The sequence below is a fragment of the Paenibacillus sp. FSL K6-2393 genome, assembly GCF_038002545.1.
Taxonomy (GTDB): Bacteria; Bacillota; Bacilli; order Paenibacillales; family Paenibacillaceae; genus Paenibacillus.
The window spans coordinates 5,666,622-5,679,473 of the sequence record NZ_JBBOCU010000001.1; the positions used below are offsets into that span (position 1 = coordinate 5,666,622).

The 12,852-nt window shown below is 47.4% G+C and carries 9 protein-coding genes; 3 read left to right on the forward strand and 6 right to left on the reverse strand.

Features of this window, described 5'->3' with window-relative positions; translation table 11 throughout:
* Positions 1–229: 229 nt before the first annotated feature.
* Positions 230–1,204 (forward strand): ring-cleaving dioxygenase, encoded by a 975-nt coding sequence (locus MHI14_RS25250; RefSeq protein ID WP_339312524.1) that lies wholly within the window; start codon positions 230–232, stop codon positions 1,202–1,204.
* A gap of 140 nt (positions 1,205–1,344) precedes the next feature.
* Here the strand turns inward: MHI14_RS25250 and MHI14_RS25255 are convergent, their stop codons facing one another.
* The 3 genes from MHI14_RS25255 to MHI14_RS25265 all read right to left on the reverse strand — a co-directional run bounded on the left by MHI14_RS25255 (position 1,345) and on the right by MHI14_RS25265 (position 4,646).
* Positions 1,345–2,052, reverse strand: coding sequence for a stalk domain-containing protein (locus MHI14_RS25255; protein ID WP_341131488.1), 708 nt, complete (start codon positions 2,050–2,052; stop codon positions 1,345–1,347).
* Positions 2,053–2,324: 272 nt separating this feature from the next.
* Positions 2,325–3,170, reverse strand: coding sequence for a hypothetical protein (locus MHI14_RS25260; protein WP_341131489.1), 846 nt, complete (start codon positions 3,168–3,170; stop codon positions 2,325–2,327).
* Between the two features lie 198 nt (positions 3,171–3,368).
* Entirely contained in the window at positions 3,369–4,646 is a 1,278-nt protein-coding gene (locus MHI14_RS25265) for a methyl-accepting chemotaxis protein (protein WP_100526909.1), read from the reverse strand.
* 334 nt (positions 4,647–4,980) lie between these two features.
* On the opposite strand from MHI14_RS25265, the gene MHI14_RS25270 reads away from it, so the two are divergent.
* Entirely contained in the window at positions 4,981–6,414 is a 1,434-nt protein-coding gene (locus MHI14_RS25270) for an aspartate ammonia-lyase (protein WP_341131490.1), read from the forward strand.
* Between the two features lie 120 nt (positions 6,415–6,534).
* On the opposite strand, the gene rpoN is transcribed toward MHI14_RS25270, so the two are convergent.
* Together rpoN and pruA are read right to left on the reverse strand one after the other, a co-directional pair.
* Positions 6,535–7,839 carry an RNA polymerase factor sigma-54 gene (gene rpoN / locus MHI14_RS25275; protein WP_091034094.1) on the reverse strand — a complete coding sequence of 435 codons (1,305 nt, stop codon included), beginning with the start codon at positions 7,837–7,839 and terminating at the stop codon, positions 6,535–6,537.
* Positions 7,840–7,966: 127 nt separating this feature from the next.
* On the reverse strand, positions 7,967–9,514 hold the full coding sequence (gene pruA / locus MHI14_RS25280; protein ID WP_076251309.1) for an L-glutamate gamma-semialdehyde dehydrogenase: 1,548 nt from the start codon (positions 9,512–9,514) through the stop codon (positions 7,967–7,969).
* 447 nt (positions 9,515–9,961) lie between these two features.
* On the opposite strand from pruA, the gene MHI14_RS25285 reads away from it, so the two are divergent.
* Complete coding sequence (locus tag MHI14_RS25285) at positions 9,962–10,885, forward strand: proline dehydrogenase family protein (protein WP_253431201.1); 924 nt, start codon at positions 9,962–9,964, stop codon at positions 10,883–10,885.
* Positions 10,886–11,113: 228 nt separating this feature from the next.
* Here the strand turns inward: MHI14_RS25285 and MHI14_RS25290 are convergent, their stop codons facing one another.
* Positions 11,114–12,685: a collagen-like protein gene (locus tag MHI14_RS25290; protein WP_206105810.1), complete on the reverse strand. Its 1,572-nt coding sequence runs from the start codon at positions 12,683–12,685 to the stop codon at positions 11,114–11,116.
* Positions 12,686–12,852: the final 167 nt, after the last annotated feature.

Below are 12,852 nucleotides of genomic sequence, written 5' to 3' on the forward strand. Positions count from 1 at the left end.
ATTTACATGATAACGGAGAGGACAGAAAAAACCTGAAGAAGCGAAGCGTTCGCCTAAAAGCTTTCTGAAAGAAAGCTACATCGGAAGCATATGCTTTCCCCGGATTTCCCCTTTCAAAAAAGGAATCAAAAAATCTGGGGATAACAGCGATCGGAAGGTTGTTCTGTCATCGTAGTATCAGTGTAAATAATCCTTAGTTGAACGTATAACCTAACTAGGAGGAATTATTATGCAAATCAAAGGACTTCACCACGTATCAGCTCTAACAGCACATGCCGATCAGAACTATCGTTTCTACACCAACATCATGGGTCTGCGCCTCATTAAAAAAACGGTCAACCAGGACGACGTGTCCGTCTACCATCTCTTCTATGGCGATGAGAAAGGCAATCCGGGTACCGAACTTACCTTCTTCGAGATTCCGATGGCCGGACAGACTCGTGAAGGGGTGAACAGCATATCTGGAACGTCACTGCGCGTTCCAAGTGATGCGGCACTTACGTACTGGCAGCAACGTTTTGACGAATTCGAAGTCCCACATGGAGAGATTGTTGAACGGGGTGGCCGTGCCACGCTCTCGTTCACAGACTTTGAAGGACAACGTCTGATTCTGGTCTCCGATGAAAACAATACAGGTGTCGCTGGTGGTAAACCATGGGATCAGAGCCCTGTGCCTGCCGAGTATGGCATTGTAGGTCTTGGCCCTATCCATCTTACGGTAAAAGATGCTTCCCTTACCGCTCCGGTTCTTACCGAACTGCTCGGTTTCAGAGCTAAAGGAAGTTACCCTGCCTTTACTCCAGGTCAACCTGACGTACTCGTTTTTGAATCCGGCGAAGGTGGTAGCGGCTCAGAGGTGCATGTTGAGGAACGGAATGACCTTGCCCAAGAGCGTCCTGGACGTGGCAGCGTACACCATGTTGCGTTCCGTGTGGATAACGAAGAAGAACTCAAACAATGGGTGGAACGGGTTCATAACTTTAAATTCCCTAACTCAGGGTTTGTAGATCGCTTCTATTTCCGCTCCCTGTATTTCCGTGAAGCAAATGGTATTCTGTTCGAACTTGCAACCGATGGTCCGGGATTTGATACAGACGAAGAATTGGAGCATCTGGGTGAATCACTGGCGCTGCCTCCGTTTCTAGAAGGACGCCGCGCTGAGATTGAAGCGAACCTGAAACCACTGGATACCATGATCCGCTAATATTCGTAACAAAACGAAAATAAAAACGATGTTCATCAGGCAACTCTGAATACGTTCAGGAATTGCCTAGTGAATCATCGTTTTTTATGTTTATGCTTGCCTTGCCACGTCTGTAAGGTGGCAAACTTGCAGATTGTGTTTTACTTCGTCAGATACGATGTTGTGAGCGGTACAAACAGAGCCGAACCCGGATCTTCAGATACAATCTCGACATAGACAGCGTCTGTACCTTTAACATCCACATCCAGACTCATCATACCGCTTTCTGGAGTGATATTGAACTTTTTGAGTGTCGCGAGATCCTGATCATAGATATGAATCTCCTGATTTCCTGTTAGCGCGGCAAGTTCCAAGTGCAGAGAAGAATACTTTTTACCCGTATTAATCTGGATATCATCCCCCTGTTTCGTAGGATCATTATGCAGATAAACATCCTTGTAATCCTTGCCTTTATATGTGGTATCCTTAGGATCTTTGGTGTGCCAAGCAGTAGATCCCAGTACGGATGTTCCAAGTGCACTCAGCGTTACTTTTCCGTTGGTTACGGGCGCAGATCCATTCGTTCCGCCAATCAGGACGGATGAAGTTGCACTGTCATACGTGATCTCTGTCCCAAGCAATGATCCCACAGCACGCACAGGCAAATAAGTTGTTCCGTTGTAAGTGATAGGCAACACTGTTTTACCATTGGCATCTTTGGCTGTCACCGTGGCACCATCCATTTTTAGCGTAATCTTGCTGTTTAGATAGGCTTTAATCTGCTCCAACCCTGTTGCTGCAAGCGCACCAGTACCGATCCCAAGCGTTAATGTGCCTACCATCAGACCCAGTACAACCTTTTTCTTCATCAAAATCCCTCCTGAACGTTAAAATGATTTGTCCTTTATACATTTAAACGACTAAAGTGATAATGTCAATTGTTTACTGCATTTTTAGTACAAAGTTCCTATCTGTAGGCAGCACAAAACGAGGCTGTATGTCCCGATTTTTTTCAGCCTCGCCCTGTTTCCCACTGTCCGCAAAGATAGAAAGGAAGATATTCTTATCAGATGCTCACTAACCCCCACACTTTGAGAACTACTTCCAATCCCCGCTGCACTACGATTTCAACAGAATGATATCAATCAAAAGATTCATAATATTCTTCTTCATACACTTCCATGCTGTACTTCAAATCTACAGCCTTCCACTCGCCATCTTGATACTCATAAGCAAATGTCAGATCACCAGCATATAAAGCTGCACCATAAGATCCTGCTGCTGATACGACAAGTTGGCCATCCTCCACACTGTAATAGGTTACTCCACCGAATCCCAACTCTTCGTTATATACGCCGCCACTCGTATCTCCCTCGATCCGTAAAGGTTCTGCTTGGACGCCATCAACGGCGACATCAACATCCACACGGTCTGATCTAACCGTAACTTTCGACTTCACATGCTGTTTTGCAATCTCATCCAGAGATTGCATCTTCATCTCTTCCAGCGTTACCGGATCAATGATACGTGCTTGTCCCAAATAAATACCTGTTCCATGACCTTCCGTGTACAAAACGATAATTTCTTTCTGGCCGTCTCCATTCAGGTCCAGCTCGTGCACTTCGGGTTTGTAAGACCCGCCTTCTCCCTGCCAATCACTAAATTCTCTTGTCTTGCCGTCCACTTCCAAAATCATTCCGTTGTATATATATCCTGAACCCTCAACTTTCATAGGGTATAATCTGACGTTCTCATTCTCTGGAGCTACCGAAACGTATTCCTCATTCACAGGAATGGATTCCTGTGTTGTCTTCGCTGTGTCATGCAGTTTATCTATATTGGAAGCCTCGACCTCTGCGGTCTGGCTGGATTGATCATCTATATTAAGCTGTTTTTGCGATTCATTCATGGTTCTGGCAGCCGAAGTTGTACTAATCGTAGCTACCGCCAAAATAATCATCAGCAGGATACCTGTCCAAGTTTTCAATATACTGGGCTCCTTTATCTGTTGTGATAATCCTATTATATCTTCATTTATCGCCTGCAAGTTGCGAATTTGTTAATCTTTCATAAAATAATCTTTACAAATTTCCGTTTTCACGAAAGAACGTTCGGCTTTAACCAGAATAAGCAAATTATCATGCCAAAACTGTTCTCCAAAAACAAAAAAAATCCCGAACACAGCTTAAGGCTGCATTCGGAATGCTTTGGTTTTGTCCAATAACCGATCGGTTAATTGTCTCAGTTCTTCCGCCGAGGATGAAATCTCCTCCATGATGGCTGTCTCTTCGTGTGCGGCATCCATAATTCGTCTCGCCTCATCCGAGAACGATCCGGCTTTCCCCTGGATCTTCTTCACATGACCGTGCGTTTGTTCCACGCGACCAGTCTGTTCTGCAATCTTGGAACCGATATCATGCGCACCCTTCATAAATACTTCCACCGTTCCTGTCAGTTCATGCAACGTCTGATCCACAGAGACGGTCCGCTCCGATTCATTAACCACGAGACCATGCTGCTCATGAGACAGTTGGGCTGTCTCCCTGATCCGCTGCTGCACACGACTAATCAACTCATTAATACGGTGTACCGATTCCTTACTTTCGTCTGCCAGCTTGCGGATCTGCTGCGCCACGACTGCAAAACCAGAACCTTCTTCGCCAGCTCGTGCAGCCTCAATGGATGCATTCAAGGCAAGTAACCCTGTTTCCTCAGCAATGTTTTTGACAGATTGGGTAATTACCTCGATATCGGAGGCTTCCTTCTCCAACAACAGCATAATGTCGCGAGAACGATTGTGCGACTCGGCCAGTTCGTCCATCCCTTTCATCAACGATGAGAAAGTCTGTTTTGTATGATCCACCGATCGTTCCATCTGACCGGACATCTCTGTCATGTCCATGGACTGGCTATGCATACGCTGGAAATCGTTCAGCATCTCATCCGCAGTGATTAGAGATTGATGGGAAGTGACCTTCTGCTCTTCTACGCCTACCGCAATATGATCCACCGCATCCGACATCATCTCGATCTGTTCGGCTGCCTGGGTAATCGCTTCACTCAGAGACTGTGCGTTCTGTGAGGTCGTTCTTGTACTGTCTGCAATATCATTTACAATGCTTCGAAGGTTAGAAACCATTGCGCGAAAAGCATCATATAATACTGTAAGTTCATCCTGCGTGCGTCGCTGCGGAATTTCGGTTGTCAGATCACCCGCTGAAACCTGCTGTGCAGCCCGGGACAGGTGAACGATTGGACGAGTCAGCCAGCGTGAGGCAAACCATCCCAGAATCCCGTTCCAGCATACTCCCATGATCAGGATAATCGATATGTATACCCAATTCGGAATATCTAACGTAACCCAGTCTTTGACAAAAAATATAAAAAAGCCGCTAGTTCCGTAGGTAATAATCGAAATCAGTACCAGACCTGCGACAGTCTTTGCTCCTAAAGTCCATTTCATGTGCACACCCCGTAGTCCTTTTTTCCTATTTTACCAATCAAGTACCAAATTTCATGTGATATACATCACTGAAAACGTTCTATTTCCCCCATACTTGCCGTTCATGCATGACTTCTCTACCATAAAGCGCATAATGTATAAGACAAGCTTGGCTCCCCCTCCCCTTCTTATAAATTGAATAATATTCCATTTAATATCCCTAATTTTATTTATTATCGGCACGAGAGGCCAAATGATTTAGATTGGCATCCATTTTGCTTAAATGATATACTGAGTGCGCTTCAGCAACGCTGGAGCCGAACTATTTTTATTGATGCCACTGGAGGCGAACGAGATGTCTACTATGTCCACACGGACGGAGAAAGATTTTATCGGTGAAAAAGAAATCCCGGCTTATGCTTATTACGGAATTCAGACGGTACGGGCCGTGGAAAACTTCCCGATTACCGGCGTTCCGGTACACCGGGAGCTGATCACGGCTCTGGCTGCGGTGAAGAAGGCAGCAGCGATTACCAACATGGAGTTGAAGATGCTGCCGAGCAAGATTGGCGATGTGATCGTCATGGCGGCTGAAGAAATGATGAAAGGCCATCATCTGGATCATTTTATTGTAGACTCCATTCAGGGCGGTGCAGGCACCTCCATGAATATGAATATGAATGAAATTTTGGCCAACCGCGGGCTGGAACTGTTAACCAAAAGCAAGGGAGACTACTTCCATTGCAATCCCAATAATCATGTAAACATGTCCCAGTCTACTAATGACGTGGTACCTACAGCACTGCGTATTGCGGCGTACCAACTGTCGGAGACGTTACTCGCTACCATGAAAAGACTGCAGGAGGCGTTCCATAAAAAAGAAGTGGAATTCAACGATGTAGTTAAGGTTGGCCGTACCCATCTTCAGGATGCCGTGCCTATTCGCCTTGGACAAGAATTCGGTGCTTATGCCCGCGTCATCGGACGGGATATCGAGCGTCTTGAATTCGCCAATCGCCGCTTGCTTACCATTAACATGGGTGCAACTGCGGTAGGTACAGGACTCAATGCCAAACCCGAATATATCGTCAAGGTTACAGAGCACCTGTCAGCTGTTACCGGACTACCACTACAAACAGCTGAGGATCTCGTGGATGCAACGCAGAACACAGATGCCTATCTGGAACTTTCAGCGGCGCTGAAGGTATGTGCGGTTAGCCTTTCCAAAATCTGTAATGACATTCGCTTGATGGCTTCAGGCCCGCGTGCAGGATTCAATGAATTGCGCCTGCCACCGCGTCAGCCAGGTTCGTCCATTATGCCGGGCAAAGTCAACCCCGTTATGGCGGAAGTCATTAACCAGGTATCCTTCCAGGTGATGGGGAACGACCATACGATCTGTATGGCTTGTGAAGCTGGTCAATTCGAGCTGAATGTCATGGGCCCAGTTATTGCGTTCAACTTGCTGCAATCGCTGAAAATTATGAATAACGGCATCGATGTTTTCACGCGTTATGCAGTGGAAGAGATGGAAGCTAACCGTGAGCGCTGCGAATTAATCATGAACCAAAGTTTCAGTATGGTTACGGCGTTGAACCCGCACTTAGGTTATAATGTGGCAGCTTCCATCGTGAAGGAAGCGCTCAAGACTGGACTTTCCTTGCAAGAGATTATTTTGGAACGCGGATTGCTGACACCGGAAGAACTTGAAGAGATTCTTCATCCGGAACAGATGACTACACCAGGGATTGCCGGAGAACACTTCCTGCGTAATATGGAACGTTTGTAGGTGATCAGGAAAACTGGTGCAGCAACCTAAACACGAATGATTAACAACAACCCCCGCAGACCGTTCATCCGGTTTGTGGGGGTTCTTGTATACAGAGAAGATAAGACGCCAGCTATTCGATTAAGCCCATCGTTTCCGCTCAAGGGAAGGCAGAATCTGAAGTTCCTCCCTGTACTTGGCAACCGTTCTGCGGGAGATAACAATCCCTTCCTCAGCGAGCAGTGTGGCCAAATGACTATCCGAGTATGGACGCTGAGTCTGTTCCATGCGAATGATTTCTTTTAATCTGCGTTTCACCGCTGATGCTGATGTTTTATCCCCTGACGTTGTACTGATTCCGGAGTCAAAAAAAGCCCTGAGTTCATATACACCATGTGGGGTCTCAATGTATTTACCGTTCACCGCACGACTTACCGTTGATTCATGCATGCCAATCTTCTCTGCAATAACAGCCAAATTAAGTGGTTTTAACGCGGATGGGCCTTTGACCAAAAAGTGCTTCTGCTCTTCCATCACGGCTCCCAGCACACGCACTAAAGTCCTGCGCCGCAGGTGTACACTCCGAATGATAGCCCTTGCCTCTGCCGCGCGGGTTGCCCAGATCTCGTCAGGCACCTCTTCCCTGATCCAGCGGATGCACGCTTCATTCATCGATACATGAGGGTTACCTGCCGCATGCAGGCTAAAATGGACCTCACCGTTACGAAACCCAACAATGGCATCCGGAATAATGTAATGTGGTCGTTCCGTACATCCGATGGATCGGCAGGGCTTAGGGTCGAGACGTGTAATATAGTCGTAGGCAACCTGAGCGTCCCGTGAAGTCATGCCTAATCGACTCCCTGTTCTCCCTGGGTGAAAAGGAACCAGTGATTCCAATCCCGCTTCCACCATCCGCTCCGCATTCAGCGCTGCTGATGGATCACGTCTAATCTGGAGCAACAGACATTCTTGCAGATTCCGCGCCCCTATACCAGCAGGGTCCAGCGATTGGAGAAGCTCCAGTCCCGCTGCAATCTTGCTCATCGGAAGCTGAAGAACTGCTTGCACCTCTGCCAGTTCCACCGTCAGATAACCATCATCATTGACGCATCCTGCCAAATACACAGCCATATTTTCCAATTCGTCTGGAAGTGTCATCACTCGAATTTGCGCAATTAGCAATTGTTCCAATGTAGGTTCTGCACCTTTAGCCTGAAGCAACGGATCATAGGAATCATACCTGCGCTGATCTATTCGCCTTGGAATCCGTGCGAGGGGCGCAGCTTGTTCTTCCAGTTCAAGTACTGGATTTTCCTCCGCCGCATCCAGCAAGTAACGGGTCAGATCCTGACCAGACATGGTTAGCAAATGAAAGGATTGTTTCATCTCCGGCGTGATGGACAGCCGAATACGTTGTTCCTGTACCAACTGAACACCTAACATCCGTTTCCCTCCTTATGCCTTCGGCAATAAGCATCTGTGTTTCTTATCCGAACAAAAGGATTTGCAGGGATAATAGCATATTATTCAAGCGAATGTAAGAAGTTTTTAATCAGATCATGGTTTCTGTCTAGTATTTCTCGGATACCAGCTTCGCCTGTGTAAACAGCAGCAGATAGTCTCTTCCACCTGCCTTGGAATCCGTGCCTGACATGTTAAATCCGCCAAATGGATGTGTGCCTACCAGTGCTCCGGTACATTTCCGATTGAAATACAGATTACCCGCAAAGTATTCGCGTCTTGCCTGTTCCAGATGTTCACGATTACGTGAGATCACCGCGCCGGTCAAACCATAGTCTGTATTATTGGCGATATCCAAAGCGTCCTGGAAAGATTCTGCTTTGATGAACGCAAGCACAGGTCCAAAAATCTCATCTTGAGCAATCCGGGCTTTCGGATCAACATCGGCAATTATGGTTGGTTCAATGAAATAACCTTCAACGTTCCCTGTACCGCCACCGTGTACAAGACGCCCCTCACCCTTGCCGATTTCAATATATTCCGTGATCTTTGCATATGCCTTGTCATCGATAACCGGCCCAACCTGACTGCCAACTTCAAGTGGACTGCCCATCGTCAGTTTCTGTGTCCGTTCAATCACTTTTTGCAATACTTCATCATATACATCCTTATGAATAATGGCGCGGGAACACGCCGAACATTTCTGTCCTGAGAAACCAAATGCCGAAGCGGTAATGGACTCTGCCGCGAGTTCCAGATCACTGTCACTGTCTACAACGATGGAATCCTTGCCGCCCATCTCTGCAATAACCCGTTTGATCCACTTCTGACCTGGAGCTGTTCGTGCTGCACGTTCATTAATTCTCAGTCCTACATCTCTGGAACCGGTGAAACTGATAAATCTGGTGAGCGCATGATCCACGAGATAATCGCCCACTTCACTGCCTGGTCCTGGTAAAAAGTTCACGACGCCATCCGGCAGACCAACTTCTGCGAGCAGCTCCATAAACTTGGCGGCAATCACCGGAGTTGTGCTGGCGGGCTTTAATACCACCGTGTTGCCAGATACCAGTGCAGCAGAGGTCATGCCTGCCATAATCGCCAGCGGGAAGTTCCAAGGGGGAATGACAACGCCCACGCCCAGCGGTATATAACTCAGTTCATTATCTTCCCCTGCAATCCGCACGAGGGGCTGCGGTTCACTCAGTCGCTGCATATCCCGTGCATAGAATTCCATAAAATCAATGGCTTCCGCTGTATCCGCATCCGCTTCAGGCCAGGTCTTGCCAGCTTCATAAACCATCCATGCGGAGAACTCATGCTTGCGACGACGCATAATGGCAGCTGCTTTGTATAGATAACGAGCCCGCTCATTCGGGTCGGTATGTTTCCATGTGTGGAATGTCTCCGCCGCTGTCTGAATAGCCTTTTCGGCCAATTCCTGATCTGCCTGATGGATCGTTCCGACAACTTGATTCTTGGCTGCGGGGTTCACGGAAGTTAACGTGCGGCTGCTTGTTATTTTTTGCCCACCAATAATGATCGGGTATTCCTGCCCAAGTTCAGCTTCTACCTGACGAAGTGCGTCTTCAAATGCTTCCTGGTTCGCCTGGACTGCAAAAGGTGTGAATGGTTCGTTAACAAAAGGGATATTCATCAATGATTCCTCCTTCAGGATGTGGGGTTCGCTGGCTGCTCGCCTGAATTATTTTGTATGTTACTCATCACCAAATATATGTAGCAAAATCCGTGCCAACTCCGGTTGGGATTGAAATATTTTTCTCGTTAAATTCAACTACTGAAAATTTACACGGGCCACTCCGATGACAGAACAACCTTCCGATCGCTGTTATCTCCAGATTTTTCGAATCCTTTTTATAGAGGGAAAATCCGGGGATAAAGGCGAAGCGTATGCTTTCGATGCAGCTTTCTTTCAGAAAGCTTTTAGCTCCGCTTCTTCAGGTTCTTTCTGTCCTCTCCGTTTTGTGTAAATGTTTAGTTCAATTTAAATAGAAAATTTCCATGAAAAATAGTAGACCATCGCCAAATCTGGCACGTTTCTTGCTTGAATTAAGGATGCACAATGCTGAAGGAGGAAACGAAAATGAGTGTGGGAACGGAAATATATCGCAAAACCTTATTGACCGTGGCAGGCAACAAAGCTGTAGAGAACCTGTCCATCAAATACGGCAAAAAGCTCGCAGGGAAGTTTATTGCAGGAAACACCTTGGAAGAAGCTCTCGAAGAGATCCGCATACTCAATAACAAAGGCATTATGGCTACGCTCGATCATCTGGGCGAAGGCATCACCCGCCTGAGTGAAGCAGCATTGTACAGGGATGAGTATGTACGACTGGTAGAAGGCATTGCACGTGAAGGGGCAGACTCCAACGTCTCGCTGAAACCAACCCAGATGGGCCTCGCCCTGGACCCCGAAGAGGGCTATCGAAATATCCGTACCGTTGCCGCACAAGCTAAATTGCATGATTTATTTGTCCGAATTGATATGGAGGATAGTCCATTTACTCAAGCGACGCTGGATATAGTTCGAAGACTGCACTCGGAAGGACTGCACAATACTGGCACAGTCTTACAAGCCTACCTGCATCGCACGGAAGAAGATACGCGTGATATGATTCGGGAAGGCATCCGGCTTCGTCTGGTTAAAGGCGCATACAAAGAACCAGGATCAGTCGCCTATCAGAATACTTCTGAAGTCATTCATCAATTCAAAACGATGATTCGTAATCACCTCGATCAGGGTGTATACACTGCGGTTGCCTCGCATGATGATCACATCATTAACTGGACGAAACAATACGCCAAAGACCGTGGAATTTCGCCGGATGCCTTTGAATTTCAAATGTTATATGGTCTGCGTATGAGCGAACAGGAACGTCTCGCCAAAGAAGGCTATCGCATTCGCTGTTACGTACCTTATGGCACCATGTGGTATCCGTACTATACCCGCCGTTTGGCCGAAAAGCCGGCTAATCTCTGGATGGTTGTTAAAAACATGTTCCGTTAGTTATTTTCCAGCTGGATCAATATATATATGAAAAAAGACAAAAGAAAACCATGTTGCCTCTTTCTTTCTGGGCACATGGTTTTTTCTGTACAAACACTTTACCAGAGCATCCAACTTTCCTTTTCTCCGGTTCTTCTCTTAATGTCTAAAAAATTAGCATCCCCAATTTTAAATGTCTATTTTTTTGGACACACCCATTTATTAATCAAAATTACAAGCTCGAAAAGGCTAACTGCTTAACTGTTGAATAAGAATAGAAGCATTAGCATTGGTCTGTGTTCCACCTGCTAGTGTTTGCAGACCAACAGCTGATGCGCTGGAATGATTCCGCAATGTCAGCACATCACCGGGAGCAGCCGTAATAATGACCATGCCTGGATTCGGTTGAGTGCCAGCTCCTGAACCATAGACACTGCCACCTACAGGGGCTCCGTTTTGATAAAGGGTGAATTGGTTTGCCTGCACACCTGCAACGTTGAAAAACACCGCATAGTCCCCGGCATTACCAATAATAATCGCAGCGGTATTGGCCGTGTGAGTAATACCGGTAAGATTTGCGTTGCTGTCGAAGATTACATCCGCTTCAATAGCTACAGTTTGAGCTGATGTATTAAAAATATAAGCGTACGAGGACAACCCTTGCCCTGCTGTACCGGTTGCTCCAGTGACACCTGTCGTTCCGGTTACTCCGGTGACGCCTGTTGTTCCGGTAACCCCAGTGCTTCCTGTTACTCCCGTAACGCCTGTGGATCCTGTTACTCCAGTAGCTCCAGTGCTTCCGGTTGCTCCCGTAACGCCCGTGCCTCCTGTTACTCCGGTAGCCCCAGTACTTCCCGTTGCTCCTGTAACGCCAGTGGCTCCTGTTATTCCGGTAGCCCCTGTGCCTCCTGTTACTCCTGTAACTCCTGTTACTCCTGTAACTCCAGTGGCTCCTGTTACTCCCGTAACCCCCGTGGCGCCTGTTATTCCGGTGGCCCCTGTGCCTCCTGTAACTCCTGTAACGCCAGTGGCTCCTGTTACTCCCGTAACCCCCGTGGCGCCTGTCACTCCAGTAGCTCCGGTGCCCCCTGTTACCCCCGTAATGCCAGTAGCTCCTGTTACTCCGGTAGTCCCTGTGCCTCCTGTTACTCCTGTAACGCCCGTGGCTCCTGTTACTCCAGTAGCTCCGGTGCTTCCCGTTGCTCCCGTAACGCCCGTGGCCCCTGTGCCTCCTGTTACTCCTGTAACTCCAGTAGCTCCGGTGCTTCCCGTTGCTCCCGTAACGCCCGTGGCTCCTGTTACTCCGTTGGCCCCGGTGCTTCCTGTTACTCCCGTAACGCCCGTGGCTCCTGTCACTCCGGTGGCACCGGTGCTTCCCGTGATGCCCGTGATGCCCGTCGCTCCTGTCACTCCAGTAACTCCTGTGACGCCCGTGGCCCCTGTCACACCCGTTGTGCTCAGCGTTTCTCCCAACAACTCCTGGGATACCAATCGGTGAGCCGCGACTAATTCGCCTTCGCCATCTTTACCCCATACGGATATTTGTGCTTCTGGAGCAGCCGTGTCTGAGGTTGAAAATACAAACTCAAAAGCATCAAAATTCCCATTATAAACTTTGGTGATGACCTGATTAGGTGATACATTGAGCAGTTCTTCTACATATAATGTTCTGACTCCATTAAGGTAATAGCCCCGAAGAAGCACCGTGAACATTTCTGTCGCATTCCGGTTATCGATTTTGACCGTAACGGATTGAGTTGGTCGGATCCCCGCTATCCCTGAAATATTATTCTCAATGGGCCCAGTTGATAGAATGGCCATTTCATCACCCTCCTTTGATTCTTCTTCATGCGGATTGCCTTCATATAGCATTATTCAGAAGTTTCTTAGTGGTGTGGACAATTCATGTACTATATGAATAATCACTTCAACTGCCGTGTAGCAGATTGAGAGATAACAGTTTTAATCAAATAACTCGAATGTCAATT